Annotated in this window: 28 protein-coding genes; 6 read left to right on the forward strand and 22 right to left on the reverse strand. The window is 67.2% G+C overall.

Annotated elements, in window-relative coordinates:
* Positions 1 to 2 precede the first annotated feature (2 nt).
* Positions 3 to 350 (reverse strand): hypothetical protein, encoded by a 348-nt coding sequence (locus ACN9M4_RS19560; RefSeq protein ID WP_426300885.1) that lies wholly within the window; start codon positions 348 to 350, stop codon positions 3 to 5.
* Positions 319 to 1,236: a helix-turn-helix transcriptional regulator gene (locus ACN9M4_RS19565; protein WP_426300887.1), complete on the reverse strand. Its 918-nt coding sequence runs from the start codon at positions 1,234 to 1,236 to the stop codon at positions 319 to 321. Before ACN9M4_RS19565 ends, ACN9M4_RS19560 begins: the two co-directional genes overlap by 32 nt.
* A gap of 225 nt (positions 1,237 to 1,461) precedes the next feature.
* Here ACN9M4_RS19565 and ACN9M4_RS19570 point away from each other — a divergent pair, with 225 nt between their 5' ends.
* A complete protein-coding gene (locus ACN9M4_RS19570) occupies positions 1,462 to 2,853 on the forward strand; it encodes an MFS transporter (RefSeq protein ID WP_426303552.1) in 1,392 nt (463 codons plus the stop codon).
* 57 nt (positions 2,854 to 2,910) lie between these two features.
* Here ACN9M4_RS19570 and ACN9M4_RS19575 read toward each other — a convergent pair whose 3' ends face one another.
* The 3 genes from ACN9M4_RS19575 to ACN9M4_RS19585 are packed head-to-tail and all read right to left on the reverse strand — an operon-like array spanning position 2,911 to position 5,803.
* Positions 2,911 to 4,284 (reverse strand): NAD(P)(+) transhydrogenase (Re/Si-specific) subunit beta, encoded by a 1,374-nt coding sequence (locus tag ACN9M4_RS19575; RefSeq protein ID WP_426300889.1) that lies wholly within the window; start codon positions 4,282 to 4,284, stop codon positions 2,911 to 2,913.
* On the reverse strand, positions 4,281 to 4,628 hold the full coding sequence (locus ACN9M4_RS19580) for an NAD(P) transhydrogenase subunit alpha (protein ID WP_426300891.1): 348 nt from the start codon (positions 4,626 to 4,628) through the stop codon (positions 4,281 to 4,283). The genes ACN9M4_RS19575 and ACN9M4_RS19580 overlap by 4 nt, the downstream gene beginning before the upstream one ends.
* Positions 4,628 to 5,803 (reverse strand): Re/Si-specific NAD(P)(+) transhydrogenase subunit alpha, encoded by a 1,176-nt coding sequence (locus tag ACN9M4_RS19585; protein WP_426300893.1) that lies wholly within the window; start codon positions 5,801 to 5,803, stop codon positions 4,628 to 4,630. The genes ACN9M4_RS19580 and ACN9M4_RS19585 overlap by 1 nt, the downstream gene beginning before the upstream one ends.
* A gap of 336 nt (positions 5,804 to 6,139) precedes the next feature.
* Here ACN9M4_RS19585 and ACN9M4_RS19590 point away from each other — a divergent pair, with 336 nt between their 5' ends.
* Both ACN9M4_RS19590 and ACN9M4_RS19595 read left to right on the forward strand, forming a co-directional pair.
* On the forward strand, positions 6,140 to 6,751 hold the full coding sequence (locus tag ACN9M4_RS19590; RefSeq protein ID WP_426300895.1) for an NADPH-dependent FMN reductase: 612 nt from the start codon (positions 6,140 to 6,142) through the stop codon (positions 6,749 to 6,751).
* 110 nt (positions 6,752 to 6,861) lie between these two features.
* The gene (locus tag ACN9M4_RS19595; protein WP_426300897.1) at positions 6,862 to 7,215 is read left to right on the forward strand and encodes an iron chaperone; all 354 of its coding nucleotides are present in this window, start codon (positions 6,862 to 6,864) and stop codon (positions 7,213 to 7,215) included.
* Between the two features lie 12 nt (positions 7,216 to 7,227).
* On the opposite strand, the gene ACN9M4_RS19600 is transcribed toward ACN9M4_RS19595, so the two are convergent.
* The 12 genes from ACN9M4_RS19600 to ACN9M4_RS19655 form a co-directional block, all read right to left on the reverse strand.
* A complete protein-coding gene (locus ACN9M4_RS19600) occupies positions 7,228 to 8,028 on the reverse strand; it encodes an IclR family transcriptional regulator domain-containing protein (RefSeq protein ID WP_426300899.1) in 801 nt (266 codons plus the stop codon).
* Between the two features lie 90 nt (positions 8,029 to 8,118).
* Complete coding sequence (locus tag ACN9M4_RS19605; protein WP_426300901.1) at positions 8,119 to 8,793, reverse strand: 3-oxoacid CoA-transferase subunit B; 675 nt, start codon at positions 8,791 to 8,793, stop codon at positions 8,119 to 8,121.
* 1 nt (position 8,794) lies between these two features.
* The gene (locus ACN9M4_RS19610) at positions 8,795 to 9,475 is read right to left on the reverse strand and encodes a 3-oxoacid CoA-transferase subunit A (RefSeq protein WP_426300903.1); all 681 of its coding nucleotides are present in this window, start codon (positions 9,473 to 9,475) and stop codon (positions 8,795 to 8,797) included.
* A gap of 14 nt (positions 9,476 to 9,489) precedes the next feature.
* Positions 9,490 to 10,719 carry a thiolase family protein gene (locus tag ACN9M4_RS19615; RefSeq protein ID WP_426300905.1) on the reverse strand — a complete coding sequence of 410 codons (1,230 nt, stop codon included), beginning with the start codon at positions 10,717 to 10,719 and terminating at the stop codon, positions 9,490 to 9,492.
* A gap of 82 nt (positions 10,720 to 10,801) precedes the next feature.
* Complete coding sequence (gene pcaC, locus ACN9M4_RS19620) at positions 10,802 to 11,236, reverse strand: 4-carboxymuconolactone decarboxylase (protein WP_426300907.1); 435 nt, start codon at positions 11,234 to 11,236, stop codon at positions 10,802 to 10,804.
* Positions 11,233 to 12,036, reverse strand: coding sequence for an alpha/beta fold hydrolase (locus ACN9M4_RS19625; RefSeq protein ID WP_426300909.1), 804 nt, complete (start codon positions 12,034 to 12,036; stop codon positions 11,233 to 11,235). Before ACN9M4_RS19625 ends, pcaC begins: the two co-directional genes overlap by 4 nt.
* The gene (locus ACN9M4_RS19630; RefSeq protein WP_426300911.1) at positions 12,029 to 13,435 is read right to left on the reverse strand and encodes a lyase family protein; all 1,407 of its coding nucleotides are present in this window, start codon (positions 13,433 to 13,435) and stop codon (positions 12,029 to 12,031) included. Before ACN9M4_RS19630 ends, ACN9M4_RS19625 begins: the two co-directional genes overlap by 8 nt.
* The gene (gene pcaG / locus ACN9M4_RS19635) at positions 13,432 to 14,016 is read right to left on the reverse strand and encodes a protocatechuate 3,4-dioxygenase subunit alpha (protein WP_426300913.1); all 585 of its coding nucleotides are present in this window, start codon (positions 14,014 to 14,016) and stop codon (positions 13,432 to 13,434) included. Before pcaG ends, ACN9M4_RS19630 begins: the two co-directional genes overlap by 4 nt.
* A gap of 6 nt (positions 14,017 to 14,022) precedes the next feature.
* Positions 14,023 to 14,979: a protocatechuate 3,4-dioxygenase subunit beta gene (gene pcaH, locus ACN9M4_RS19640; RefSeq protein WP_426300915.1), complete on the reverse strand. Its 957-nt coding sequence runs from the start codon at positions 14,977 to 14,979 to the stop codon at positions 14,023 to 14,025.
* Positions 14,980 to 15,119: 140 nt separating this feature from the next.
* The gene (locus tag ACN9M4_RS19645; RefSeq protein WP_426300917.1) at positions 15,120 to 17,042 is read right to left on the reverse strand and encodes a bifunctional sugar phosphate isomerase/epimerase/4-hydroxyphenylpyruvate dioxygenase family protein; all 1,923 of its coding nucleotides are present in this window, start codon (positions 17,040 to 17,042) and stop codon (positions 15,120 to 15,122) included.
* On the reverse strand, positions 17,042 to 17,926 hold the full coding sequence (locus ACN9M4_RS19650; RefSeq protein ID WP_426300919.1) for a shikimate dehydrogenase: 885 nt from the start codon (positions 17,924 to 17,926) through the stop codon (positions 17,042 to 17,044). Before ACN9M4_RS19650 ends, ACN9M4_RS19645 begins: the two co-directional genes overlap by 1 nt.
* Positions 17,927 to 18,127: 201 nt before the next feature.
* Positions 18,128 to 18,898 carry an IclR family transcriptional regulator gene (locus ACN9M4_RS19655; RefSeq protein ID WP_426300921.1) on the reverse strand — a complete coding sequence of 257 codons (771 nt, stop codon included), beginning with the start codon at positions 18,896 to 18,898 and terminating at the stop codon, positions 18,128 to 18,130.
* 264 nt (positions 18,899 to 19,162) lie between these two features.
* Between ACN9M4_RS19655 and ACN9M4_RS19660 the strand changes: the two genes are divergently transcribed.
* Together ACN9M4_RS19660 and ACN9M4_RS19665 are read left to right on the forward strand one after the other, a co-directional pair.
* Entirely contained in the window at positions 19,163 to 20,494 is a 1,332-nt protein-coding gene (locus ACN9M4_RS19660; RefSeq protein ID WP_426300923.1) for an MFS transporter, read from the forward strand.
* Between the two features lie 188 nt (positions 20,495 to 20,682).
* The gene (locus ACN9M4_RS19665; protein WP_074588815.1) at positions 20,683 to 20,919 is read left to right on the forward strand and encodes a hypothetical protein; all 237 of its coding nucleotides are present in this window, start codon (positions 20,683 to 20,685) and stop codon (positions 20,917 to 20,919) included.
* A 19-nt stretch (positions 20,920 to 20,938) separates the two neighbouring features.
* Here ACN9M4_RS19665 and ACN9M4_RS19670 read toward each other — a convergent pair whose 3' ends face one another.
* The 4 genes from ACN9M4_RS19670 to ACN9M4_RS19685 form a co-directional block, all read right to left on the reverse strand.
* Positions 20,939 to 21,226, reverse strand: a complete 288-nt coding sequence (locus ACN9M4_RS19670) for a MoaD/ThiS family protein (protein WP_426300925.1) — start codon at positions 21,224 to 21,226, stop codon at positions 20,939 to 20,941.
* Between the two features lie 8 nt (positions 21,227 to 21,234).
* On the reverse strand, positions 21,235 to 22,368 hold the full coding sequence (locus ACN9M4_RS19675) for a WD40/YVTN/BNR-like repeat-containing protein (RefSeq protein ID WP_426300927.1): 1,134 nt from the start codon (positions 22,366 to 22,368) through the stop codon (positions 21,235 to 21,237).
* A 48-nt stretch (positions 22,369 to 22,416) separates the two neighbouring features.
* Complete coding sequence (locus ACN9M4_RS19680) at positions 22,417 to 23,634, reverse strand: serine hydrolase domain-containing protein (protein ID WP_426300929.1); 1,218 nt, start codon at positions 23,632 to 23,634, stop codon at positions 22,417 to 22,419.
* Positions 23,635 to 23,701: 67 nt separating this feature from the next.
* Positions 23,702 to 23,902, reverse strand: a complete 201-nt coding sequence (locus tag ACN9M4_RS19685; protein WP_426300931.1) for a hypothetical protein — start codon at positions 23,900 to 23,902, stop codon at positions 23,702 to 23,704.
* Positions 23,903 to 24,004: 102 nt separating this feature from the next.
* Between ACN9M4_RS19685 and ACN9M4_RS19690 the strand changes: the two genes are divergently transcribed.
* Entirely contained in the window at positions 24,005 to 24,559 is a 555-nt protein-coding gene (locus ACN9M4_RS19690) for a universal stress protein (RefSeq protein ID WP_426300933.1), read from the forward strand.
* Between the two features lie 315 nt (positions 24,560 to 24,874).
* On the opposite strand, the gene ACN9M4_RS19695 is transcribed toward ACN9M4_RS19690, so the two are convergent.
* Complete coding sequence (locus tag ACN9M4_RS19695; protein WP_426300935.1) at positions 24,875 to 26,266, reverse strand: GntP family permease; 1,392 nt, start codon at positions 26,264 to 26,266, stop codon at positions 24,875 to 24,877.
* Positions 26,267 to 26,282: the final 16 nt, after the last annotated feature.

The following is a 26,282-nucleotide window of genomic DNA, read 5'->3' on the forward strand; positions in this document are numbered from 1 at the left end:
CCTCAGTCCGCGTCGATGCGTTCCAGCAGTTGCCCCAGCGCCTCACGGATATCGTCGTGGTCGTACTGGGCTGCCCGGCTTTCGGCGGAGATCACGGCGCAGCGGTGGATCTTTTTGAAGTCGCCGTAGGGAAACTTGTAATGCCCTTTTTGATCATCCGGATGCTCGTCGTCCGCACCGAGATACCACTTGGAATATTCGCCGTATCCGTGCTTTTCCAGGAACTCGTTCTCATCCTCGGCCGACGGGGCATGCTCGCTCCAGTCGTCGCGGACGTCTTTGACGGTTTTCCCGTCACGGATCAACTGCTTTGCGTGGTCAAAGGCTTTCTTGTTGAGTTTCACAGCCACAGCACAACCCCGCTTGGTCTTGGCATTCAGTAACTGGCACAGACAAGCCTAGGACGGCCAGCAGATGCAAGGCTTCAGCTGCTGGCGTCCCCGAATCAGCCGTATACATCAGAATCCTGTGGCCCGACTCGTCAGGCGGCGTCAGCACCTCGAAGTTCAGCGCCAGATCCCCAACCTCAGGATGATGCATGTACTTCAGCCCTGACATGCAATTCTCGACCGGATGCTTTGCCCACAGCCCTGCGAACTCCGCGCTTTTCATGCTCAGCTCGCCCACCAGGGAAGCGAGCTCTTGGTCATCAGCGGTCCGGCCGGCGACCAAGCGCAGAGACGCCACTGCACGTGTGGCTTCCTCACGCCAGCGCGTATAGAGCTCACGGGTGTGCTGGTCAAGGAACAGCAACTTGGTCATGTTCGGACGCGTCGAGGGTGTCTCGGGTGATGCAAAATCCAGGTGCCCGGCAACAAGACGGTGCCCGATCTGATTCCAGGCCAGAACTTCGCTTCTGCGGCCCAGGACAACCGCCGGGGTTCCCGACATGGATTTAATCAAACGCAGAGTGCCGGCCCGGACCTTGTCCGGCTTGGACAAGGTCCTGCGCTTCGCTTTGCCAGGCTTGGCCAAGTTGAACAAATGAGCCCGCTCGTCGGTGTTCAAATTCAGGGCCCGGGCGATAGCGTCGATTACTGCTTCAGACGCATTACTGCTCAGACCCTGTTCAAGCCGCGTGTAGTAGGTATTGCTTACCCCCGCCAGCATGGCCAGCTCTTCTCTGCGGAGGCCAGGAACGCGGCGAATGCCGTAATTCAGAAGGCCAACATCTTCCGGTTGCAGGGCAGCCCGTCGGACGCGTAAGAACTCCCCAAGTTCATTCTGCTTGCTCATTCGGCTTATTCTCCCGTGCCCCCCGGGTTCTGTCCTGTCACTGGCAGTGCTAGGCAAGGGGGGGGTGTGGTTGATCCTGCCCGATTCCACAACGCTGAGGTACTGAGAGGGCCGCCTCTGCGGCCACACCCACAGACAAGGATCATCCACATGACCACCCAACCGGATGTAGCCGCCACCCCAGGCGTCACACCCCATGCGGACAAAACCGCCGCTCGCGGAAAGATGAACGGGCGCAAAAGGCTTGCGCTGATCGTCTTGCTCGCCGCAAGCTTTACCCTTGCCGTCGACTTCTCCATCCTTAACGTCGCGCTGCCCACAATCGGCGCCGACGTCGGTTTCACCTTGGAAAACCTTCAATGGATCGCCACGGCATTTGCCCTGTGCGCGGCCGGCCTCACGCTTCTCTTCGGCCGGATTGCCGATCTCGCCGGTCGTCGCAGACTCTTCCTTCTCGGCATGGCGCTACTCGGAATTTCCTCCTTGGCCGGTGGCCTGGCAGCAGACCCTGCGCTGCTGCTAGTAGCTCGGGTCGGCCAAGGCGTCGCGACCGCAATCGTGGTCCCGGCAGCACTGGCCCTGCTTCTGGATGCGTTTCCCGAAGGACCCCTGCGGGATAAGGCTCTCGGCCTGAATGGTTCCCTCATGGCTGCAGGCTTCACCACGGGAGCAATCCTCGGCGGTCTGCTGACGGACCTTCTGAGCTGGCGCTGGGCGTTCTTCATCAACGTCCCGGTAGCTATCGCAGTGTTGCTAATCGCGCCCGTTGTGCTCGCTGAAAGCAAGCCGGCAACGAAAGCACGTTTGGATGTTCCTGGCGCTATCACGGTGACCCTCGGACTCCTGGCCCTGGTCTTTAGCCTGACGAACGCGGCCGAGCACTCCTGGACCGACCCGTTCACCCTCGGATCGCTGGCAGCAGCCATCGTTCTCTTTGCCGTCTTCACCGCAGTCGAAAACCGGGCCACGTCGCCGCTGGTGCCGCTTGGCATCTTGAAGCGATCCTCGATCGCGTGGGGCAACATCGCCGGAATCCTGGCATTCGTCACCGAAACATCCCTGGTGTTCCTCCTCACCCTCTACCTGCAGCAGGTCCTCGGGTACACACCGCTCGCCGCGGGCCTGTCTTTCGCGGTCCTGGGGCTGGGCACGGTCCTGGGTGGCATCCTCGGGCCGAAGGTAATCGGCAAGCTCGGCAGCAAAAAAGCCATCGTGTACGGCTTCATCATCCAGGCCATCGCCGCGGGATCCCTGGTATTGCTCAGCGGCGACCCTGCCTCCATCGCATTGCTCCTCATCGCCACGTTCGTCGGAGGCGTTGCGAACCTGGTCGTCATCGTCGGTTTCATGGTTACTGCCACCTCCGGACTGTCTGACACGGAACAAGGCTTGGCCACCGGTCTGGCCACGATGAGCCAGCAGATCGGAATCACCATGGGTATCCCGATCATGAGCGCCATCTTCACCGCCCAGCTGCTCACTTTCGATTCCAACTCAAGCGCAGCAGTACTCAGCAGTGTCAGCACGGCCATAACCGTAAACGCCGCGCTGTGCCTGGCCTCGGCGTTGGCCGTGGCCATGTTCCTGCGCACCAGAAAGCCTGCGCCCACCATCTGAGCATGCCCCGTTGGGCTTCCTAAGGAGCACCCTTGCCGGCGAAATCGAAGACCATCCTCACAAGCCCTTGACGGCCCCCAGGACCTTGGTCAGGGAATCCTTGGCATCCCCGAACAGCAGGGTGGTCTGCGGTTCGTACATGAGGTCGTTCTCGATCCCCGCGAATCCTGGCCGCATGGAGCGCTTGAGGAACACCACCTGCCGGGCCTGGGCGACCTCCAGGATGGGCATGCCGTAGATCGGCGAGCCGGCGGTGGTCTTCGCTGCCGGGTTCACGACGTCGTTGGCGCCCACCACCAGGGCCACGTCCGCGGTCTTGAACTCGGAGTTGATCTCGGCCATTTCCTTGAGTGATTCGTAGGGCACGTTGGCCTCGGCCAGCAGCACGTTCATGTGCCCGGGCATGCGTCCGGCCACGGGATGGATGGCGAAATCGACGTCCACCCCGCGCTCCTCCAAGGCGAGCGCCAGTTCGGCCGCGGTGTGCTGGCCCTGCGCCACGGCCAGCCCGTAGCCGGGGACGATGATCACCCGCTGCGCATAGCCCAGGAGCACGGCCACGTCCTCGGCGCTGGACGAGCGGACGGGGCGTTCGCTCACGGCGGTGGATCCCGCCGTCGAGCCTCCCCGGAAGGCGCCGAACAGGATGCCCGCCACGCTGCGGCCCATCGCTGCCGCCATGGCACGGGTGAGGATGGTGCCGGAGGCGCCCACCAGGGTGCCGGCCACCACCAGCAGCACGTTGCCGAGCACCAGCCCGGAGGCCGCTACGGCCAGGCCGGTAAAGGCGTTCAGCAGCGAAATGACGATCGGCACGTCCGCCCCGCCCACCGGCAGGACCAGCAGTACCCCGGCCGCCAGGCCCAGCAGCAACAGCCCGACGGCGAGCGCCTGGGAGCCGCTGAGCACGACGCCGACGCCGGTCCCCACCGCCGCGAGCAGCACCAGCGCCATGACGACGGGCAGCCCCGGGAACACCACGGGCCGGGTTGTCATCAGTTCCTGCAGTTTGGCGAAGGTGATCGCCGAACCCGCGAAGGACACAGCCCCGACCAGCAGCGTGAACACCACGGCCACCCGCATCCAGCTGTCCTCGCTGTGCGCCAGTTCCAGCAGGGCCACCAAGGCCGCGGCCCCGCCGCCCACGCCGTTGAACAGCGCCACGAGCTGTGGCATCTGGGTCATCTTCACCCGCCGCGCCACGGGGGCCGCCACTGCCGAACCCACGGCGATCGAGCCCACGATCCAGGGGATGTTGTCCAGGTGCACCGACAGGAAGACCGCGACGACGGCGATCACCGCCCCGAAGGCCCCCACCAGGTTGCCCTGCCGGGCGGTGCGCGGTGAGTTCAGGCCCTTGAGCGCGAGGATGAAGCACACCGCCGCGGCCAGGTAGAGCAGGGCGGTCCAGACCGGGCTGAGGAGGGTCATCGCGCCTCCTCCTTCTGTTTGTCCACGCCGGGCTCCGGTCTCCCGGACGCCGGTTTTCCGCCGCCGGGTTTCCGGCCGCGGAACATCTCGAGCATGCGGTCGGTCACCACGAAGCCGCCCACAAGGTTGGCGGTGGCCAGCACGACGGCGAGCAGCGCCACCGCGAGCACCAGCGGCTCGTGCGCCTGCCCGGCCACGATGATGGCGCCCACCAGGATGATGCCGTGGATCGCGTTGGCCCCGGACATCAGCGGGGTGTGCAGGGTGCTGGAGACCTTGGAAACCACCTCGAAGCCCACGAAGACCGCCAGCACGGTGATCGTCAGCAGGCTGATGCCGTCCATCAGTTCGCCCCTTCCTTCCCGGAGTCGGCCGTGGTGAGTGCCGCCAAAGCCTCGGCCGTGGGCGTGTGCCGCACAGCGCCGTCGTGCGTCAGGCAGCTGCCGGCCACCACCTCGTCCTCCCAGTCCGGCGCAAAGGCGCCCTCCTTGACAAGCAACTCCACCAGGTTGGCCACGTTCTTCGCGTACAGCCGGGAGGCGTCGGCGGGCAGCGCGGAGGCCGCGTCTTTCATGCCCACCAGGGTGACGGTGCCGCGGCCGTCCTCCGTCGGGATCACCGTGTCCTCCCCGGCCACCACGCCCTCCACGTTGCCGCCGGATTCCGCGGCAAGATCCACCACCACCGAGCCCGGCCGCATGGCCTGGACCATCGCGCGGGTGACCAGCAGCGGGGCGCGGCGACCGGGGACGGCCGCCGTCGTGATGAGCACATCGGCCGCAGCCACATGCGGGGCGAGCAGTTCGCGCTGCAGGGCCCCGCGGTCGGCTGTGAGTTCGCGGGCGTAGCCGCCGGACGCCTCGGCCGTTTCGACGTCGAGCTTGATGAAGGTGCCGCCCATCGAGGCGACCTCGTCCGCGGAGGCGGGACGGATGTCGTTGGCGGAGACGCGGGCGCCCAGCCGCTTGGCTGTACCGATGGCCTGCAGGCCCGCGACGCCGGCACCCAGGACCAGTACCCGGGCCGGCGGGATGGTGCCGGCTGCAGTCATGTAGAGCGGGAAGAAGCGCGGCAGCCGCGTGGCCGCCTCCAGCACGCAGCGGTACCCCGCCACGAGCGCCTGCGAGGTGAGCGCATCCATGGACTGGGCCCGGGAAATGCGCGGCACCAGTTCCAGCGCGAAGGAGGTGACGCCCGTTTCGGCGAGCGCCTGCACCGTGGGAAGTTCCGACGACGGCGAGGCCAGCCCCACGGTCACCGCACCCTGCCTGAAGGACCGGGCTGCGTCCGGCTCGAGCGGGCGGACGTGGAGGAAGAGGTCGAGGGTTCCGGGGTCCAGATCCTTGACGATCCAGGCGCCGGCGTCCTGGTATGCCTCGTCCGGGTGGCCGGACTCGAGGCCGGCACCGCTTTCAACGAGGACCTCAAGGCCGAGGCCCGCCAGTTGCTTGACGGTATCCGGCGTGGCCGCCACCCTCCGCTCGCCCTCCCGGCGTTCGCGTGCAATGCCCAGCTTCATCGCGCTCCTTCCCGGAACCTCCGTTGGTCCGCGGTAAACACAAGCCCGTGCAGTCGTTGGCATGAGCCTAACCCCCGGCGGGCGCAGACGGGAGGGGCTGGGTGCCGGGTATGCGTGAATGCCCCCTTAGGGAAGCGCGAACGTACACTTGCGGCCCCGTTTTCGCGGATTTCAGGGCCCCAACTGTACGTTCGCGCCGCGCCGGGACCGTTCCCTTCCGGCGGCGCCCCCGTTAGCGACCCTCGGCGGTTAGGCTTGCTAGGGGCTGGGGGCCTCCAGCCCCACCACGACCGTCGACGAGCCGGTTCCGGCCGCGCCGTCGGAAAGGACGCAGACATGGCACCGTACAAGATCGGCTACCTCGTAGGCAGCCTGTCCAGCAATTCCATCAACCGGATCCTCTCCAAGGCGCTCATCAAGCTGGCCCCGGAAGAACTCGAATTCACCGAAATCCCCATCAAGGACCTGCCGCTCTACAGCCCGGACTACGACGCCGACTACCCGCCCGCCGGCCGCGCCCTCAAGGACGCTGTGGCCGCCTCGGACGGCATCCTGTTCATCTCCCCCGAATACAACCGCTCCATTCCCGGCGCGCTCAAGAACGCCATCGACTGGGGCTCCCGGCCCTGGGGCACCAACTCCTTCGCCCGCAAACCCACGGGTATCATCGGCACCTCCCCCGGAAGCATCGGCACCGCCGTCATGCAGTCCTCCATGCGCAGCGTGCTCAGCTTCCTGGACGCCCCGCAGCTGAACGCGCCGGAGGCCTACATCAAGTTCAACAGGGACGCCTTCGCAGAGGACGGCACGGTCTCCGACCCCAACACCGCCGAACTGCTCCGCCACTACATGGAGGAATACAGCGCCTTCGTCCAGCGTGTGCTCGCGGCGAACGCGCCCGGTCACATTGGCGACGAGCACCCGGATTCGGCCAAGCTGACGCGGTAGCTTTTCCCGCTCTCTGGAAGCGCGAACGTACAGTTGGGGCCCTGGAATCGCCGATTTCGAGGCCCCAACTGTACGTTCGCGCGTGGACGGGGGGAGCCGGGAGGCGCATCATGGCCCGTATGGGAACCGTCACGGACTATCTCCACACGATCAGTGCACCCAACAGGGACGTGCTGGAACGCGTCGTTGCGATCGCACGCGAACTGGCGCCCGGCGTCGAGGAGGGCACCAGCTATGGAATGCCCGCACTGCTCCTGGACGGCAAGGGATTCCTCAGCGTCCTCGAAACCAAGAAACACCTGGCGCTCTACCCGTTCAGCGGCCAAATCCTGGGGCGCTTGGAGGACGAGCTGGACGGCTTTTCCTGGTCACCCGGGACGCTGAGGTTCAGCGCGGACAATCCCGTGCCTGACGAACTGGTCCGCCACATCCTCGAACTGCGGCTCGCGGAGCTCGAAAAGTAGCCGGCGAGCCCGTCAGCGCTTCGCCGAGATATCCGCCGAGATCAGCTCGGCCGTGCGCAGGATTTCCTGGCGGACGGAGTCGAGGTAGGCGTCCGGGTCGGCCTGAGCAGCGACAGTCTGCGCCTGCAGCGAGACGTTGACGGCGGCCACCACCTTGCCGGCGGCGTTGCGGACGGGGGCGGCGATGGACATCAGCCCCAGTTCCAGTTCCTGGTCCAGCAGGCACCAGCCCTGCTCCCGGACCTTCTCCAGCGCGGCAACAAGGTCGTCCCGGGTGCTGACCGTCCGCGGGGTGAGGGCCTTGAGCTCGACGGTGCTGAGGTACTCCCCCAGTTTCGCCTCCGGCAGGCCGGCCAGCAGGACCCGGCCCATCGACGTCGCGTACGCCGGGAAGCGGGTGCCCACCGTGATCCCCACCGTCATGATCCGGCGGGTGGCCACCCGGGCGACGTAGAAGATGTCGGCACCGTCCAGTACCGCGGCCGACGTCGACTCCCCCAGTTTGTGGGACAGCTCCTCGAGGTGGGGCTGGGCCAGCTGCGGCAAAGTCAGTGCCGACAGGTACGAGTAGCCGAGCTGCAGCACGAGGGCGGTGAGCGCGAAGGTCTTGCCGTCGGTGCGTACGTAGCCCAGCTCCACCAGGGTGTGCAGGAAGCGGCGGGCCGTGGCACGGGTGAGCCCGGTGCGGGCGGCAACTTCGCTGAGGGTCATGAGCGGGTTGGCGGCGTCGAAGGCGCGGATCACGGCCAGGCCGCGCGCCAGGGACTGCACGTACTGGTCACTGGCCTGAGGGGCCGCGGGTGCTTCGCTCATGGTTACCTATCCTATTGGCGTCCCGTTGCCGCGAACGTACAGTTGGGGCCCTTAATCGCAGGATCCGGGGCGCCAACTGTACGTTCGCGCTCAAGAAACGGCGGGCTTCAGCGGCAGCGGGACGAGGGCCTGGAGTTCCTCGAAGGTGCAGCCGAAGGTCTCGCGCACGGTGACGCCGTCGGGCCCGGTGAGGAACACGGCCTTGTCCGTGTAGACGCGGGTCACGCAGCCCACCCCGGTCAACGGGTACGTGCACTGCTCAACGAGCTTGGACACCCCGTCGCGGGTCAGCAGCGTCATCATCACGAACACATCCTTGGCACCCGTGGCCAGGTCCATCGCACCCCCGACGGCGGGAATCGCGTCCGGCGCGCCGGTGTGCCAGTTCGCCAGGTCGCCGCCCGCCGAGACCTGGAAGGCGCCCAGCACGCAGATGTCCAGGTGCCCGCCGCGCATGATCGCGAAGGAATCGGCATGGTGGAAGTAGGACGCCCCGGGAAGTTCGGTGACGGGGATCTTGCCGGCGTTGATGAGGTCGCCGTCGATCTGATCCCCCACGGCTTCCGGGCCCATGCCGAGCATGCCGTTCTCGGTGTGGAGCGTGATGTTCTGCTCCTCGGTGAGGTAGTTGGACACCAGCGTGGGCTGCCCGATACCCAGGTTCACGAAGGAGCCGGGAACAATGTCCCGCGCCACGAGGGCGGCGAGTTCGTTGCGGCCCAGCGGCTCGGCGGACGTTTGAAGGGAGGTTTCGAGGGTGCTCATCTCAGGCCACCTTTTCTGTTGCAGAAGCAACCCGGACGACGCTGTTGACGTAAATCCCGGGGGTCACGATGTTCTCCGGGTCCAGGGCGCCGATGGGCACGATCTCCGAAACCTGGACGATGCTGTGCTTCGCCGCGGCCGCCATGATCGGGCCGAAGTTCCGCGCGGTCTTGCGGTACACGAGGTTGCCCTTGCCGTCCGCCTTCAGTGCCTTGATGAGGGCGACGTCGGCGTGGATAGGGGTTTCGAAGACCTGCCATTTGCCGTCCAGGAAGCGGGTTTCCTTGCCTTCGGCGAGCATGGTGCCGTAGCCGGTGGGCGTGAAGAAACCGCCGATGCCGGCCCCGGCCGCACGGATGCGCTCGGCCAGGTTGCCCTGCGGAACCAGTTCGAGCTCGATCTCCCCGGCCTTGTACTTGGCGTCGAAGTGCCAGGAATCGGACTGCCGCGGGAAGGAGCAGATCATTTTCCGCACCCGGCCTTCCTTGATGAGCAGCGCCAGGCCTTGGTCCCCCTGCCCGGCGTTATTGTTCACCACGGTGAGGTCCGTGGCGCCGGAATCCAGCAGCGCGTCGATGAGTTCGAAGGGCTGCCCGGCGTTGCCGAAGCCGCCGATCATGACGGTGGATCCGTCCTTGATCCCGGCCACGGCCTCGCCCACAGAATCAACAAAGGTCAGCATGTCCCTTATGCTCCTTATTCCGAAACACCAGTAGTGACGTTTTCGAGCACAACGGCCAGGCCCTGCCCTACGCCGATGCAGATCGCCGCGACACCCCACCGCTCACCGCTTGCCTGGAGCGAGCGGGCCAGGGTGCCGAGGATGCGGGTGCCGGAGGCGCCCAGCGGGTGGCCCATGGCGATCGCGCCGCCGTGCCTGTTCACGATCGCGGGGTCGATCCCCCACGCATCGATGCAGGCCAGCGACTGCGCGGCGAACGCCTCGTTGAGTTCGACGGCGCCCACCTGGTCCCAGCCGATGCCCGCCTTCGCAAGGGCCTTGTTCGCCGCTTCAACCGGGGCGAAGCCGAAGAACTGGGGATCGTTGCCGTGCGCCCCGCGCCCGGCGATGCGGGCCAAGGGCTCCAGGCCGAGCAATCCGGAGGCAGCCTCGGATCCGATCCACGCCGCGGAGGCGCCGTCGGACAAGGGTGAGGCGTTCCCGGCGGTGACAGTGCCGCCGGAAGCAGCGCCGCCGTCGGGCCCGGAAGTCTCCGCCCGGAACACGGTCTTCAGGCCGGCGAGCTTCTCCGCCGTCGAACCGGCACGGATGCCCTCGTCGCGGACCAGTTCGGTGCCCGGCACCGGCATCACGAGGTTGTCGTAGAAGCCCTCGTCCCAGGCCGCCGCGGCGAGGTTGTGCGAGGCCGCGGCGAATTCGTCCTGGCGTTCGCGGGTGATGCCGTACTTTTCGCGGAGGCGTTCGGTGGCCTCACCGAGGGATATGGTCCATTCGGGGTTCATCAAAGGGTTGACCAGGCGCCAGCCCAGGGTGGTGGAGGCCAGGGTCATGTCCCCGGCCGGGTAGGGCTTGGCGGTCTTGGGCAGCACCCAAGGGGCGCGGGACATCGATTCGGCGCCGCCCACAAGCATGAGTTCGGCGTCGCCGGCGTTGATCTGGCGGGAGGCGATGATCGCGGCGTCGAGGGAGGAGCCGCAGAGCCGGTTCACCGTGGTGCCGGGGATGGAGACCGGAAGCCCGGCCAGCAGGGTGGCCATACGGGCCACGTTGCGGTTCTCCTCGCCCGCGCCGTTGGCGTTGCCGAATACCACCTCGTCGATGCGTTCGACGTCGAGGGCCGGGGCGCGCTTCACGGACTCGCGGACCACGTGGGCGGCGAGGTCGTCAGGGCGGACACCGGCGAGCCCGGAGCCGAACTTGCCGAAGGGCGTGCGCACGGCGTCGTACACGTAGGCCTGGTTCATGGAGTTTCCTTATCTGGGGTTCTTGCCCAACTGACTCGCATTTGTTGTCGTTTTGAGGGCTCAAAACGACATTAAGTGCGAGCTAGTTGGGTGGGGTGGGGGCGGAGTCGAGGTCCGCGAAGACGTTCTGGGCTGTCTTGAAGGCGGTGTTGGCGGAGGGAACCCCGCAGTAGATGGCGGTCTGGAGCAGGATTTCCTTGATTTCATCCCGGTCCAGGCCGTTCCGGAGGGCGGCGCGGATGTGCATGGCCAGTTCTTCCCAGTGCCCGTGCGCCACCATCGCGGTGATGGTGACGGCGGAGCGCATTTGCCGGGAGAGGCCGGGCCGGGTCCAGATCCCGCCCCAGGCGATCCGGGTGATCATGTCCTGGAAGTCGTCGGTGAACTCGTCCTTCGCCGCGTTGGCGCGGTCTACGTGCGCGTCGCCGAGCACCTCGCGCCGCACCAGCATGCCGGCGTCGTAGATTTCCCGGGAGGTGGCGTCCGGCTGGACGGCACCGTGTCGATTAGAACTCATGCCGAAGCCTCCTTCATGAAGCCGCGCATCAAATCCGCGACGGCGGCCGGTGCCTCGGCGGGCGCGAGGTGCGCGACGCCGTCGAGCGTTTCAACAACGGCGGTGCCGCCGCCGGCGGTAATTCCGTCCGCCACTTCCGCAGCGGTCGACGGCGGTGCCACCGTGTCTTCAACACCGGCAACCACCTGGGTGGGGACGGTGATCGTGCCGAGTTCGGCGCGGACGTCGAAATCCGCGAGCGCCTCGCAGCAGAAGGCGTAGCTGAAGCGGTCGGTGTCGCGCAGCACGTGCAGGAGCCGGCTGCTGACACCGGGTTCGCGGTCCATGAAGCCGGCGCCGAACCAGCGCTGCGCCGAGCCCTGGATCATCACGGGCGTGCCTTGGTTCCGGACGGTGTCGGCCCGTTCCAGCCAACCCTCCGGGGTGCCGAGCTTCGCACCGGAGCACTGCACGGAGAGGCTGAGGAGCCGTTCGCCGTGCTTGATGCCCAGCTGGAGGCCAGTGGCGCCGCCGAGGGAGACCCCGGCGTAGTGGAACCGCGAACCCGGTGCCACCGAATCCACCAGCTCCACGACGGCGTCGGCAAGTTCGGCCACGCTGAAGGTCTCCGTGGCTGCGGGAGAGACGCCGTGGCCCGGGAGGTCCCAGCCGATCACGTCGTACTCGCCGCCCAGCAGTTCGGCGGTCCCGTTCCACAGGATGGTGGAGGTACCGAGCGAGGGGCCCACCACGAGGAGTGGCTTCTCGCCGAGGGGTCGCTGCGGGGAAAGCAGCACGGCCTTGATGCCTGGCTTAGGCATGGGTGGCTCCCTTCATGGTTGTTGCGGCGTAGTCCGGGTAGGCGGCGAGGATGCGGCGGCTGATTTCCGCCGCCTCGCCCAGGTAGTTGGCGGGGTCCAGCAGCTCGGCCAGCCGAGCATCCGGGAGCAGCTCCGCCGGGACGGCGTCGCGCAGCAGCTTCGCGTAGGTGGCGGCCTGTTCGGTGGCAGGGACCTGCAGCACGGCGTCGACGACGGCCTGCAGCTCCTGCTTCCCGCCGGCACCCAGCAGGGGCCCGACGGCGGCGGCCACGGCCTCGCTGAGCAGCAGCGGTCCGGAGAGTTCCAGGTTGCGGCGCATGGCGTCGGGGAAGACCCGCAGGCCTTCGGCGAGTTCGCGCAGTTGCACGGCGGCGCCGAGCGTCAGGGCGAGCAGGCTGTGCAAGGCCGGCCATTCGCTGTGCCAAGCACCGTCCGGGCGTTCGTCGTTGAAGGTGGCGGCGGCCAGGTGCAGTTGCCCGGCGGCGGCCGGGGCCTGCAGCGCCGCGCTGCGGACCAGCACCGACAGCACAGGGTTCTGCTTCTGCGGCATGGCCGAGGAGACCCCCCGGCCGGCGGTCAGCGGCTCCCCGAGCTCGGCCACCTCGGGGCGGCTGAGGAAGACCACGTCCGCGGCGATTTTCCCGAAGGCGTCCGTGAGGGCTGCCAGCGCGTCCCCCAGCCCGGTTACCGGGAGGCGGTTCGTGTGCCACGGCGCCGGGGCGGCGGCGAGGCTAAGCTTCGCGGCGAGGACATCGGCCAGCTCGAAGGGGCCGGAAGCGGTTCCCGCGGTCAGCACGGTGGCCGAGGCCAGGGTCCCGCCGGCGCCGCCGAACTGCAGCGGCAGCTCCAGCAAGTCCAGGCGGCGGGCCGCGGCGGCCACGCCCTGGAACCACTGCGCGGCCTTCAGCCCGAAGGTGTACGGCAGCGCGTGCTGCGTCAGGCTCCTGCCGACGCACAGCGTGTCCGCATGTTGATCCGCGAGGGCGGCGAGCGCCGTCGTCGTGCCCCTGACTTCGCTGAGCACGGCGGCGCGCACGCGGGAAGCAAGCAGCATGAGGGCGGAGTCCAGCACGTCCTGGCTGGTCAGCGAGCTATGCACGGCGGCCAGCGCTGCCGGGTCCGCCGAACGGACCCGCGCCCGGAGGTCACCCAGCAGCGGGATCACCGGGTTGCCGCCGCCCTGGGAGCGTTCGGCAATGGCCTCCGGGTCGTAGAGCGCCGGGTCAGCTGCCTGCTCGACGACGGCGGCCGCGCCCTCCGGTGCCAGGCCCGCCTCTTCGAGGACGGCAGCCCAAGCGGCCTCGACGTCGAGGATCGCCGCGAGCACCGCCCGCTCGCCCGTCAACGCAGGCACCGCGGGCGAGGCCGTCACGGGGCTCAGCAGGCCGAAGCTGCTCATCGGTACGCGCCCGTCCCGGTGGCGGTGCCCTGGAAGTCAAGGAACACGGTCTCATCCGGGCCCTGCAGGCGCAGGTCCCAAGTGAGGCCGCCGTCGGGGTCGCGGCGCGCGATGAGGGTCTTGCGGCGTTCTTCCGGAAGGGAGGACAGCAGCGGATCGCTGGCGAGCGCTTCCTCGTTCTCCGGCAGGTAGATGCGGGTGAAGAGCCGGTTCATGAGGCCGCGCGCGAAGACGGCCACGGAGATGAACGGCGCGGCACCTTCCGAGGTGGGTCCGGGGTTGACCGTGGTGAAGGTGAAAACGCCGGTGTTCCCGACGGCGCCACGGCCCCAGCCGGTGAAGGTGTAGCCGTCGCGGACCAGGGATCCGGTGCGCTGGACGACGTTGCCCTCGGCATCCGGCTGCCAGATCTCCAGGATGGCGTCAGGGATGGTGTGGCCGGCGCCGTCGTACACGGTGCCCTGAAGGCGGATGCTGCCGGGCGTTCCGGGGGCCAGGAGCTCGTTGTCCTTGTTGAAGGGCAGGGCGTAGCCGTAGAAGGGGCCAACGGTCTGGCCCGGTGTCGGTGTCAGTTTGCTCATTTCTGCCTACTCCTCTGCCTCATCAATGCTGTCCCCGGCCGTACCAAACGCTTCGTTTTCGGTCCAGGTCCGCTTGGACCCGGTGAGGATGATGTCCCAGGTGTAGCCAAGGGCCCATTCGGGTCCGGTGAGCTCATGGTCGTAGTTGGCCACGAGCCGGTCGCGGGCGTCCTGGTCGACGATCGACTGGTAGATCGGGTCCAGCGGGAAGAGCTGGTCGCCCGGGAAGTACATCTGGGTGACGATCCGCTGCGTGAACTCCTGGCCGAACAGGGAAAAGTGGATGTGGGCCGGGCGCCAGGCGTTGAGGTGGTTCTTCCACGGGTAGGCGCCGGGCTTGATGGTGGTGAAGCGGTAGGAGCCGTCCGGGCCCGTGATGCAGCGGCCCACGCCCGTGAAGTTCGGGTCCAGCGGGGCGGGGTGCTGGTCGCGCTTGTGGACGTAGCGGCCCGCGGCGTTGGCCTGCCAGATCTCCACCAGCTGGCCGGCGACCGGGCGGCCGTCGCCGTCGAGCACCTTGCCGGCCACGATGATCCGCTCGCCGAGGGGTTCGCCGTTGTGCTGGATGGTGAGGTCCGATTCCAGGGCGTGCACGTCCTGGTGGCCGAAGGCCGGCGAGTACAGCTCGATGGTCTCCGGGTCCGCGTGGTGCAGGCTCTTGGTGGGGTGGCGCAGGAGCGAGCTGCGGTACGGGGCGAAGTCCAGGCGGGGCTGGGTCTCCGGGGCGGCGCCGTCGCCAAGTTCGCGGCGGTAGGCCTCGCCGACCGCGGCGATTTCGGCGCTGATGTCCGCCTGCGACTCGGCTGCGGCGTCCAGGACGTGGGCCGCATGGGCTTCGGCGGCCGGAACGAGCTCGTTGTTTTCGTCCTGCCAGTCTGCGTCCTGCGCAGCGATGCCCGGCACAGCTGCGTCCTGCTCCGGGCGGCTGTCGGCGCGGTGCGTGCCATGTGCGTCGATGGTCATGGCCGGCTCCTTTCGGTTGCGTACTTGGTGGTTGCGTACTTGGTGGTTGCGTACTTGGTGGTTGCGTTTCGGGGGTCGGTTTCCCCAACTAGCTGGCAGTTGTTGTCGTTTTGAGGGCTCAAAACGACAACAAATGCGAGTCAGTTGGGGGAGCTGCGGGCGTGGTCGTATTGGACGGCGTGGCGCACCGGGGCGTTGGGGGCGCCGTAACCGTCGTAGCCGCCGCGGCGTTCCACCATTTCGAAGAACACGCTGCCCACGGTGGCGGTGTAGAAGTGCAGGAATTCGCCGCTGGCATCGCGGTCGTACAGCAGGTTGAGCTCCTTCAAGGTGGCCAGGAAGCCGGGCTCCAGGCTGAAGCGGGCGGCCAGGTCCTCGTAGTAGTTGGCCGGGATCTCCAGGAACTCCAGGCCGCGGCTCCTCGCGGCGCGAGCGAGTCCCACCAGGTCGTCCACCGCGAAGGCGATGTGTTCCTGGTAGCTCTTGTGCCTGCCGACCTGCTGTCCTGTGTCATCCTGCTGGATCAGCGGCGCCAGGTTCAGGACCAGGCGCACGGCCCGGTCCGTGGTCTGCATGACCTGCGAGCGCACCAGGCCGGAGGGGCTGGGCACCTCGGCAAACGGCGCGGGTTCCAGGGCCAGGGCGCTCGTGTAGAAGAGCACGGCTTCGTCGAAGTGCTGCCAGGGCTGGGCCAGGTTCACGTGGTCGATCACGGCACCCGTTCCGGCAACTGAGGAGACACCGTCACCGAATTCGTGCGTCCACGCAGCAGTGCCGTCGGGGCTGCCCTGGCACAGGAAGATCTCCGTGGAGTCCGGCGCCGCGATGCCCTGGAACACTTCCTCGTCCGCCTGCACCTTCCGCGGCACCACCGGGGCCTTGAGCTGCTGGGCGCGGGCGGAGGAAATCACCGGGGAGTCGACATCGAAACCCAGCGCCGCGATGGCGGGCTCGGTGTGCGAGGGCGCCTGTTCGTTGATGATCACCCGGGCGTGGCCCATGGTCCACAGCTGCACGTCCTTGGTCCGGTGCCGGCCCTCGAACTCGAAGCCCAGCTGGCCCAGAAGCTTCTCGAGGCTGGCGGTGTCGTCCGCCTTGACCTCCGCGAAGTTGAAGCCGGCCGGTTCGGCCACCTTGGGCAGCGTGGCCAGTTCCATCGGATAACGACGGCGGCCGGTCACCTTCGCCGGGCCCGCCCCGGAGGCTCCGGCGGCGGAGGCTGCGGCAGCACCGGCGTCGTTCGCGTCCAGCCATTTGGCGCTCTGTTCTTCCAGCCAGATCAGCGAGCGCATCGCGTCCACGGCGGTCCGCTCCACGTCGGACTGGCGGAAGACGTCGTTGAAGACCTCCAGCGACACCGGCCCGGAGTAGCCGGCGCGCACCACGTGGCCCATGAACTTGGCGAGCTCGAACTGCCCCTCCCCGGGGAAAACCCGGTAGTGGCGACTCCAGGAGAGCACGTCCATGGAAAGCTTCGGTGCGTCCGCCACCTGCACGAAGAAGACCTTCTCCGCGTTGATCTTCTCAATCGGTGCGGTGTCCCAGTCGCGGGAAAGAATGTGGAACGAATCCAGGCAGGTGCCCAGGTTCGGGTGGTCCACCATCTCCACCAGGCGGTGGGCGTGCTCGTAGTCGTTGACGTATTTGCCCCAGGCCAGCGCCTCGTACGCCACCTTCACGCCGTGCTCCCCGGCCAGCTGCGCGAGTTCCGCCAGTTGGGAAGCGCGGAGGTCGTCGTCGTCGATTTCGGCGGTGGCGACGTTGCTGCACACCAGCATGGTGTCCATGCCCAGGCGGGACATGAGCTCGAATTTGGCCTCGGCGCGGCGCAGGTTATCGCGGAGCAGTTCCTCGGGGACGCTGTCGAAGTCGCGGAAGGGCTGGTAGAGGTCCAGGCCCAGGCCGAGGTCGGAGGCCATGGTGCGGACGGCCTCCGGGCTGAGCGCGGAGGTGACGAGGTCCTGTTCGAAGATCTCGATGCCGTCGAAGCCCGCAATGGCGCAGGCCTGCATCTTTTCCTTGAGCGTGCCGGAGAGGCAGACGGTGGCGATCCCGGTGCGCATCAGGCGGCCACCGTGTCCTCGGCGGCGATCAGTTCGAGGAAGTGTTCGCGCATCCGGGCGGCGTCGGCGTCGCGGCCCGTGAAGATGCGGAAGGCGTCGGCGGCCTGGCCCACGGCCATGCGCCCGCCGTCGAGCACCCGGCAGCCCTTGGCACGGGCCTCATGCACCAGCTGCGTCTCGATCGGCCGGTAGACGATGTCCGCCACCCAGTGCCGCGCTTCAACGAGGGCCATGTCCAGCGGGGTGCCCGGATGCGCGGCCATGCCCACCGGGGTGCAGTGCACCAGGCCGTCGGCCAGCGGCATGAGCTGCGGCAGCTCCGCCGTCGAGCGGGGCGTCACGGTGGCCTCCGGGAAGAAGCCGGAAAGTTCGGCGGCGCGTTCGGCGCAGCGGACGGGGTCCGTGTCCACCAGGTCCAGGATGCGGACGCCCGCGGACAGCAGGGCGTACGCGACGGCGGACCCGGCACCGCCGGCGCCCAGCTGCACCACCCGGTCCAGGGCGGCGCCCGGGAGGCCGCCCGCGAGCGCGGCGGCGAAGCCGGAAAAGTCCGTGTTGTGCCCGATGAAGCGGCCGTCCCGGATCAGCACGGTGTTCACGGCACCCAGGCGGCGGGCGTCGTCGGAGATTTCGTCCAGGTGCGGCAGTACCAGCTGCTTGCAGGGGTGCGTGATGTTCAGGCCGTTGAAGCCCATGCGGTGCGCTGCGGTGAGGAGATCGCCGACGGCGGCACCCGGCAGGGCGAGTTCGAGCAGGTCGATGGGGCGGTAGAGGCAGCGCAGGCCCTGGCGGTCCGCCTCGCGCTCGTGCATGGCAGGCGAGAGGGAAGGCGTGACGCCCTCGCCGATCAGGCCCACCAGATAGGACTCGGCTCGAGTGCTCATGCTCATTGCTCCTTTGACAATTCCGATGGCGAGGGTCCGTGAAGCCCGGCGCCTTGCGGTATGAACCAGCTTACACAACATGTTCACATATTGCACTAGTGTTCTAATCGCGAACAAGCTTCAGGCGGATGAGCGCGAACGTACACTTGGGGCCCTCAAAACCGCAGATTTGGGGCCTCAGCTGTACGCTCGCGCAACCCGTCAGCGCTGCGGCAGGCGCGCGGAGAGTTCCGCGGCGGCATCCCTCAGCAGGGGGACCACGGCCTGGAGCTGCTCCACGGTCATCCGGAACACCGGGGCGGCGGTGGCGAGCGAGGCGAAGGCGACACCCTGGGCATTGAGGACCGGCACCGCAATGGCCCGCATGCCCACTTCGTTTTCCTCGTCCATGAGCGCAAAGCCCTGGCGGCGGATCTTCTCGATTTCGGCCCGGAAGGCGTCGCGGTCAGTGATGGAGAATTCGGTGAGTGGCTCCAGTTCGAGCTCCTCGAGCAGTTCGGCACGTTCGTCGTCGGGGGCGAAGGCCACCAGGGCCTTGCCGACGGCGGTGGTGTGCAGCTTGCCGAGGTATCCGGGGTCGCTGGTGACCCGGAACATCTGCGGCCCGTCCACCTTGTTCACGGTGAGGTGGTGGTGGCCGTCCCGCACGGCGAGGATGGTGGCCTCGCCGGTCCCCTCGGTCACCTTCTGCAGGATGGGACGGGACGTGCCGGCGAAGCCGTGATGGTTGGAGACGCGCTGGCCGAGCTGGAACACCCGCAGGCCGAGATGGTAGCGGCGGCCGTCCGGTTCGTAGTCCACGAAGCCGTCGCGCGTCAGGGACCCGAGCAGGCGGTAGGTGGTACTGAAGGGCAGTTCGGCCTGCCGGGAAAGCTCGGAGGCACTGGCCCCTTTGGGCTCATTGCCCAGCAGCACCAGGAGGCCCAGGGCCTTGCCGATCATGTCTGTTTTGGTGTCCTCTTTGACGCTCATGGGGAAAGATTGCCACATCGTGAGAGCTTTAGCTAGATCGTGAGAAGATTTCTTGACAGGTGACCACGCTCACAGTCATCATTTCTATATTGCAAAAACAGTTCCCACATTGTGGGAGCTGTATCGCTGAAGCCTCCAGTCAGGGCTCTCAGCCGAGACGTTCACCGGACCGCCTCCCACCGGCCTCATGAAGAGCAGCCGGGGAAGCGCCACGGACCCCCGCTTCATCCAGATGCGACACCGTCGTCACACCGAAGGAACACCATGAGTCACACGATCCCGTCTACGACGCCGGGAGCCGGCACCGCAGGCACAACGCAGCCGGGGACCCCGAAGAAGGCTGCCCTCGCCAGCTTCCTGGGCAGCGCCGTCGAGTATTACGACTTCTTCATCTTCGGCTCCGCCGCGGCCTTGATCTTCCCGCACGTTTTCTTCCCGAGTGCGGATGCCAACGCGGCGATCATGTCCTTCGCGACCTTCGGCTTCGCCTACGTGGCGCGGCCGGTGGGCGCCGTGATCCTGGGCCACTTCGGCGACCGGATCGGCCGGCAGCGGGTCCTAATGTTCACGCTGGTCCTCATGGGCGCGGCCACCTTCATTATCGGCTGCCTGCCTGACTTCAGGACCATCGGCTGGTGGGCACCCGCCCTGCTGGTGTTCGCCCGGCTGTGCCAGGGCCTTTCCGCCGCGGGCGAGCAGGCCGGCGCATCCTCGATGACGCTTGAGCACGCGCCGGACCACCGCCGTTCCTTCTTCACCTCCTGGACCCTCACCGGCACCCAGGGCGGCCAGATCCTCGCGGCGCTCGTGTTCATCCCCGTGGTCGCCCTTCCGGACGAGATCAAGTACGGCATCGGCTGGCGCGTCCCGTTCTGGCTGAGCGCCGTGGTGGTCCTGGTGGCCTTCTTCATCCGCCGCACCCTGCACGAGCCGCCGGCGTTCGCCGAGGCCAAGAAGCACCACCAGATCTCCAAGCTGCCCGTGGCCGACCTCCTGAAGCTGCACTGGCGCGACGTACTGCGCGTTGTCTGCTGCGCGTTCATTGCCGCCGTCAGCACCGTGTTCGGCACCCTGGCCATCAAATACGCCCAGGACGTGGCCCATGTCAGCAGCACCATTACCCTGTGGCTCGTGGTGGTCGCGAACATCGTGGCCCTCGGCACCCAGCCGCTCTTCGGCAAGCTCGCCGACCGGATCGGCCGCAAGCCCGTGTTCATCTACGGTGCCTTGGCCAGCGCCGTCATGACCCCCGTGTTCCTGTTGACCCTCGAATCGGGCATGGTTCCGCTGATGTTCCTGGTTTCCGTGGCCTACTTCTCCCTCGGCTACGCCGCCGCGAATGCCGTGTGGCCGTCCTTCTACGGTGAAATGTTCAGCACCCGGGTGCGCTTCTCCGGCCTGGCCATCGGCACCCAGCTCGGCTTCCTGATGGCCGGCTTCGCCCCGGCAATCGTCACCGCGATCGGCGGCACCAAGGCCGGCGGCTGGGTGCAGATCAGCCTCTTCACCGGCGCCATCTGCCTGGTCGCCGCAGTCTCCGCGCTCACCGCCCGCGAGTCCTTCAAGACCCCGACGGCGGAACTCGGCTCGAGGTAGGAAGCGCACCACCCGCCGTCGCCCCTTCCCTGGAGCGCGAACGTACAGTTGAGGCCCCGGATCTTCGGATTTCGGGGCCTCAACTGTACGTACGCGCGGGTTAAACGGAGCCGAAACCGCCTTGCAACATTCGCCCTCCACACTGGAAGTGCCGGCAAACGCTGGCAGCTCCAGCCAAGGAGGCCACCATGTTGAAGGAAGTACCAGTCCGAACCACCCGAATCCGCACCCTCGACCAGCTGCACCGCGGCGACCACATCGAGGCCCGCCTCTCCGTTGGACCCGCGTACGATGACGTCGTCATCCGCAGGGGAAGCGTCCAGGAGACCGCGCCGGGCATCGGCGTCGTATGGATCATGGACCAGCTGAGCGGCCTGCGCAAGGCCATCAACACGGACGAATGCACCCTCTGGCGAGTTGCCTGAGCCAGCCCGCCCAACCGTCTCAACCGCCGGCCACGGACTGGATGATCAACACCTCCTGGCCGGCAGCCACTTCGGTTTCCAAGCCTTTCAAGCGCCGGATTTCCTCGCCGTTGACGTAAATATTCACGTAGCGGCGCAGGGTTCCGGTTTCGTCCCGGAGCCTCCGGGCAAGCACCGGGTAATCTCCGGTCACAGCGTCAAGCAGCGCACCCACCGTCACGGCACCGCCGGCGGGCGCAGTCAGCACGGACTGCCCGCCGGCGAGAGGCTGCAGGACACTCGGCAGCACCACGGTGATGTCAGCCAACGGCGCTCCTACGCAGGAACCGAAGCCGCGGGCACAACCGCGTCCGACACCACTGCGGCCCGGACGCAGAGCACATCCGGCAGGTGCGAAACCACCTCGGTGAAGCTCTCGCCCTCATCCGCACTGGCGTAGACCGCGCCGCCCCGCGTCCCGAAGTACACGCCGACCGGTTCCGCCGTGTCCACCGAGGCGGCGTCGCGCAGCACCGAGTTGTACTCGTGGTCCGGCAGCCCGGTCTCAAGCCGCTTCCAGGACCTGCCGGCGTCGTCGGTCCGGTGCACGGCGAGCCGGCCGTCCGGCGGTATCCGCTCGCCGTCGGCCTTCAGCGGGACCACCCATGCGGTTCCGGAACGGCGCGGGTGCGTGAGCATCACGAAGCCGAAGTCGGCGGGCAGGCCCTCCGCGATCGATTCCCAGTTCTCGCCATCGTCATCGGTGCGGTACACCCCGTGGTGGTTCTGCGCGTAGAGGCGGCCGTCGACGGCAGCATCCGCGGCGATCTTGTGCACGCACTGGCCGAACTCCGGGTTGGGGTCCGGCATGAAGTAGGCCGAGATCCCCTTGTTCCGGGCCTCCCAGGAGGTACCGCCGTCGAGCGATCTGTAGACGCCGCCGGTGCTCATGGCGATGTGCACCTTCTCCCCGCTCGGGTCCACCACGATCGAGTGGGCTGCGGCGCCGCCGTAGCCGGCGCCCCATTCGCTGCGGTGCGGGTGGTCCCACAGCCCGCGGTTCAGTTCGAAGTGTTCACCGCCGTCGGTGGACTTCCAGACGGAAATCGGCTCGCAACCGGCCCAGACGACGCCGGGCCGGGACTCGGCGTCGGGGTAGATCTGCCAGACGCGCTCCAGGGCGGCCTCGGTGTCTTCGGGAAAGGAAATGGCGCCCTGTTCCGGTTCGGTCCAGGTGGCGCCAAGGTCATCGGAGTGGGCAACCGTGGGCCCCCAATGTTCGGACCGCACGCCGACCATGATGCGCGGGGAATCCCCACGGGTATCGATCCCGATGCTGGGGATCTCGCTCATGAGGAAGTGCGGGCCGTTGAGGGACCATTCCTTGCGGTCCGTGCTGTGCGCCAGCCACAAGCCTTTTTTGGTTCCGATCGCCAAGATGTAACTCTCTGCGTTAGCCATGGTCCCCATGCAACCACCCGCACCAGCGGGCCGCAACGGTTTTCTTTGCCGCTGGCCTCACGGCTTCGTGGCGGGCCCCAATGCTGCGCTGATTGCCTCGAACATCGCCGCGGCCGCCGGGCCCGCCACGGGGTCGACGGGCAGCGCCGTTGAGGAGAACTTCACGCCGACGACGCCGGTGCGCCGGTTGATGTAGACCATCTGCCCGTGGATGCCGAGGCAGTAAGCCGTGTCAGGGTCGTCGGACAGGAACCAGAACTGGCTGCGGTACCGGCCTCCCGGCATGCCCTCGGATTCCTTGCCGGCCGCGAATGCCTCGGCGGAGTCCGGGCCCCCGGCGAAGATGTCGTCAACCCAGGCGGTGTCCAGCAGGCGTTCGCCGCCCAGGGAGACGCCGCCGTCGCGGATCATGGCCCCGAACAGGGCCATGTCGCCGAGGGTGGCGCAGATTCCGCCATCGAACATGCCGGTGCCGGAGGAATCGACCGTGATGAACGCGTCATGGCGGGCCCCGAGCCGCAGCCACAGCACCTCGGAGGCGAGTTCGGCGAACGGCCGGCCACTGGCCGCTTCGCACAACCAGCCGAGCACGTCGGTTTCGCAGCTGCGGTATTCGAAATGACCGCCGTGCTCCCGCGCCAGCTCGAGCGTCGGCAGGAATTCCTTGAGTGTTGCGGCCCCGCCGCGCGCCGGTGCCCAGCCCACGGCCTCATCTAGTTGCCGCACCTCGGAAGACGGGTCGAGGTACTCCTCCGAGAACCTGATCCCACTGCGCATGTCCAGCAGGTCCCGCACGGTGGCGCCCTGGTAGCCGCTGCCGACTAGCTCGGGAATGTAGTGCTCCACCGGACGCGCGGTGTCGATCTTTCCCTGCCCAACCAAGACGCCGACAACCGAGGAAACAACGGACTTGCTGACGGACATCAGCAGATGCCTGGTTCCGGCATCCATTCCGCCGAAGTATTCCTCGGCGAGGACCTCGCGGCTGTGCATGACCAGCCAGGCATCCGTGTTTGTTCCCGCCAGGACGCCAGCAACGGTATCGACCGAACCATCGGGCAGGGTGACGGTCAGTTCTTTGAGCCTGCGGGCTCCGGGCCCGACGCCGGACGGTCCGGCACTGCTGGCGGCCGCACCCCCGGCGCGGATCACCGCGCTCGGAAACAGCTCATCCATGTGCAGGAACGACCACGCCAGGTTGCCCGGTTCCTGCCAGTTTCGAACACTGATGCCGAGTTGTTCCGAAGCGGTGCCCATCATGCTGTTTTCCTCCATTGGAAATCTTTAAGCGAAAGCCATTCGCTTAAAGCCTACGCACGGCGTCAACAGCAGCAGGCCTGCCTTAGTCCACGAACTCCGACTGGGTTTCGATGAAGTCCCAGTCCGCCGCACTCAGGCCGCCGCCCGGATCGTCCGGATGCGGTCCGCCCGCTTCAGCGATTCCCTGAAGGACCGTCAAAGGCAGCTCCGTGACCCGAAGGTTTTCCCGCAGCCATTCCTTGTGTTCCAAGTCCAGATCCAGCCACCACATGAAGATTTCCACGCGGACCACCCCTTTCTGTGCCTTAACGCTAGGCCCGGCCGGGGCACTCTTCAAGGTCCGCCAAGCCTGTTCATTGGCCTGGCATCGCGCGACAATTTGAGTATGTCTGACGGCTTCAGCGGACGGGACCCGTTGCTTCTCGGCATTGTGCCGGAGCAGCATCCCGAGGTGTTCCAGACGGCAGCCACCTTCGCCCAGCGCCTCAACGCGCCCTTGGTGTGCGCCTATGTGGACGAGGCCAGTTACCTCGTCGAATGGGACCCCTCCCGGGACACCCACCGATTGTCCCTGCACCCGGAAAAGGACGACGCCGACATCGCCGCCGTGCGCCAGGGACTGAAGGGACGCATCACCGAACTCGCCCAGGGCAGCGGCCTGGAATGGACCCTGCGGCTCCTGGCCGGCGATCCCGCCCGGGCGATCGGCCGGCTCGCCGCGGAACTCAACGCCTCCATGATCATCGTGGGCAGCCCGGAGCCCGGGATCGGGCACCGCATCTCCGAGGCCCTGAACGGTTCGGTGGCGTCCTGGCTGAGCCACCACCAGAGCCGGCCGGTGCTGATCGTGCCGCTCGCCAAGGCGGTCCAGGCCCGGCACGCGCACCGGGCCGGGGACGAGATGGACGAGGACGGCGAGGACGGTTCCGCCGCGTCGTGACGGGCCACGAAACCGCCCGGGAACGGGCCTGGAAGGCCAAAACAGGACGGTTGAAACTAAAGCAAAAGTACTTATTCGAGGTGGTGGCGGTGCGGGAAATCGGCACGTAAGCTGATTGTCAGCAGGAACCGCAAGGCACCTGTCCAAAGGCCGCTCCGGAGTGCGTATCCCCCAATAACGCACTCCGGAGCTCTTTTGTTTAAGCCCCGTGTCGGGGTCTTAGCAGTGTCTTTGTTTGAGCCGCGTGGCGACGACGGCGGGTGGCCACCCGGGCGGCTCGCACCCGGTGACCACCCGCCGTCGGGGACTGTCAGGCTAGACGAACTGGTACAGCAGCACCGCCATGCCGAAACCGACCACGGAAAGCACGGTTTCCAGCACCGTCCAGGTCTTCAGGGTGTCCTTGACGGACATGTTGAAGTACTTGGAGATGATCCAGAAGCCGCCGTCGTTGACGTGGCTGGCAATGATCGAGCCGGAGGAGATGGCGATGGCGATCAAGGCGAGCTGCGGCTGGGAGTACTGACCGGCCGTGAGCGCCGGGGCCAGGATGCCGCCGGTGGTCACGATGGCCACGGTGGCCGAGCCCTGGGCGATGCGCATGCCGCAGGCGATCACGTAGGCGGAGAGGATCACCGGGAGGCCGGCCGTGGACAGGGTATCCGCAACGGCCTTGCCCACGCCGGTTGCCGAGAGCACGGCACCGAAGAAGGCGCCGGCGCCGACAACCAGCAGGATCATGCCCACCGGCTTCAGGGAGGCGGAGCTGAGTTCGGACAGGTCCCTGGCGGTCATGCCGCGGCGGATGCCGAGCAGCCACATGGACAGCGCGACGGCGACCGTCAGGGCGATGGCCGGGTTGCCGAAGAAGACCAGGACGTCGCGCAATGTGCCCTGGGGCAGGAAGACGTTGCCGAACGTTGCGCCGAGGATCAGTAGCATCGGCAAGCCGATGGCCAGTGCCACAAGGCTCATGGGCGGCTCGTGCCCCTTGGCTTCCTCGGCCTCCGGGATCACACGGTCTTCGGGGACGGTGACATAGACGCGCTTGCCGATCCAGGTGCCCCAGAGGATGCCGGAGGCGAACCAGGCGGGGATGCCGCAGGCGAGGCCCATGATGATGATCCAGCCGAGCTCCACGTGGAAGAGCCCGGCCGCGGCCACGGGGCCGGGGTGCGGGGGCAGGAAGGCGTGGGTCACCGAGAGGCCCGCGAGGAGCGGCAGGGCGTACAGGGCCAGCGACTTCCCGCCACGCACCGCGGCCACGTAGACCAGCGGTGCAAGGACGAAGATGCCGATGTCGAAGAAGACCGGGATGCCCAGCACGAAGCCGGTGACACCCATGGCAATCGGAGTGCCCCGCTCGCCGAAGACCTTCACGAGCTTGCCGAGCAGTACTTCCGCGCCGCCGGATCGTTCGAGGATGGCGCCGAGCACGGTGCCGAGGCCGATGATGAGGGTGATGTGGCCGAGGATGCCGGCGAAGCCCTTTTCAATGAGGGCATCGCCGCTCTTGACGGGGGAACCGACGAGGGCTTCAACAGTCACGCCGCCTACGAGGGCCACGAGGACGCTGGTGCCCACCAGGGCGATGAACGGTTCGACCTTGAGCCTGATGATCAGGAAAAGCAGGAGCGCGATGCCCACCCCTGCCAGGAGGAGCAGGCCGGCTGTGTCGTGCCGCAGCCAGTCCAGGAATTCATTCATTGATTTTCCTTTCCGG

Source organism: Arthrobacter sp. R-11 (assembly GCF_049913155.1).
Lineage (GTDB): Bacteria > Actinomycetota > Actinomycetes > Actinomycetales > Micrococcaceae > Arthrobacter.

Coding starts and splice junctions, on each gene's coding strand:
- ACN9M4_RS19625 (WP_426300909.1), bottom strand. CDS start 12,036: ATGCCTAAGCCAGGCATCAAGGCCGTGCTGCTTTCCCCGCAGCGACCC.
- ACN9M4_RS19595 (WP_426300897.1), top strand. CDS start 6,862: ATGGCCCGTATGGGAACCGTCACGGACTATCTCCACACGATCAGTGCA.
- ACN9M4_RS19590 (WP_426300895.1), top strand. CDS start 6,140: ATGGCACCGTACAAGATCGGCTACCTCGTAGGCAGCCTGTCCAGCAAT.
- ACN9M4_RS19575 (WP_426300889.1), bottom strand. CDS start 4,284: ATGACCCTCCTCAGCCCGGTCTGGACCGCCCTGCTCTACCTGGCCGCG.
- ACN9M4_RS19570 (WP_426303552.1), top strand. CDS start 1,462: ATGAACGGGCGCAAAAGGCTTGCGCTGATCGTCTTGCTCGCCGCAAGC.
- ACN9M4_RS19695 (WP_426300935.1), bottom strand. CDS start 26,266: ATGAATGAATTCCTGGACTGGCTGCGGCACGACACAGCCGGCCTGCTC.
- ACN9M4_RS19690 (WP_426300933.1), top strand. CDS start 24,005: ATGTCTGACGGCTTCAGCGGACGGGACCCGTTGCTTCTCGGCATTGTG.
- ACN9M4_RS19580 (WP_426300891.1), bottom strand. CDS start 4,628: ATGGACGGCATCAGCCTGCTGACGATCACCGTGCTGGCGGTCTTCGTG.
- ACN9M4_RS19660 (WP_426300923.1), top strand. CDS start 19,163: ATGAGTCACACGATCCCGTCTACGACGCCGGGAGCCGGCACCGCAGGC.
- ACN9M4_RS19645 (WP_426300917.1), bottom strand. CDS start 17,042: ATGCGCACCGGGATCGCCACCGTCTGCCTCTCCGGCACGCTCAAGGAA.
- ACN9M4_RS19630 (WP_426300911.1), bottom strand. CDS start 13,435: ATGAGCAGCTTCGGCCTGCTGAGCCCCGTGACGGCCTCGCCCGCGGTG.
- ACN9M4_RS19565 (WP_426300887.1), bottom strand. CDS start 1,236: ATGAGCAAGCAGAATGAACTTGGGGAGTTCTTACGCGTCCGACGGGCT.
- ACN9M4_RS19600 (WP_426300899.1), bottom strand. CDS start 8,028: ATGAGCGAAGCACCCGCGGCCCCTCAGGCCAGTGACCAGTACGTGCAG.
- pcaC (WP_426300907.1), bottom strand. CDS start 11,236: ATGAGTTCTAATCGACACGGTGCCGTCCAGCCGGACGCCACCTCCCGG.
- ACN9M4_RS19615 (WP_426300905.1), bottom strand. CDS start 10,719: ATGAACCAGGCCTACGTGTACGACGCCGTGCGCACGCCCTTCGGCAAG.
- ACN9M4_RS19650 (WP_426300919.1), bottom strand. CDS start 17,926: ATGAGCACTCGAGCCGAGTCCTATCTGGTGGGCCTGATCGGCGAGGGC.
- pcaH (WP_426300915.1), bottom strand. CDS start 14,979: ATGACCATCGACGCACATGGCACGCACCGCGCCGACAGCCGCCCGGAG.
- ACN9M4_RS19610 (WP_426300903.1), bottom strand. CDS start 9,475: ATGCTGACCTTTGTTGATTCTGTGGGCGAGGCCGTGGCCGGGATCAAG.
- ACN9M4_RS19585 (WP_426300893.1), bottom strand. CDS start 5,803: ATGAAGCTGGGCATTGCACGCGAACGCCGGGAGGGCGAGCGGAGGGTG.
- ACN9M4_RS19680 (WP_426300929.1), bottom strand. CDS start 23,634: ATGGAGGAAAACAGCATGATGGGCACCGCTTCGGAACAACTCGGCATC.
- ACN9M4_RS19605 (WP_426300901.1), bottom strand. CDS start 8,793: ATGAGCACCCTCGAAACCTCCCTTCAAACGTCCGCCGAGCCGCTGGGC.
- pcaG (WP_426300913.1), bottom strand. CDS start 14,016: ATGAGCAAACTGACACCGACACCGGGCCAGACCGTTGGCCCCTTCTAC.
- ACN9M4_RS19675 (WP_426300927.1), bottom strand. CDS start 22,368: ATGGGGACCATGGCTAACGCAGAGAGTTACATCTTGGCGATCGGAACC.
- ACN9M4_RS19655 (WP_426300921.1), bottom strand. CDS start 18,898: ATGAGCGTCAAAGAGGACACCAAAACAGACATGATCGGCAAGGCCCTG.
- ACN9M4_RS19665 (WP_074588815.1), top strand. CDS start 20,683: ATGTTGAAGGAAGTACCAGTCCGAACCACCCGAATCCGCACCCTCGAC.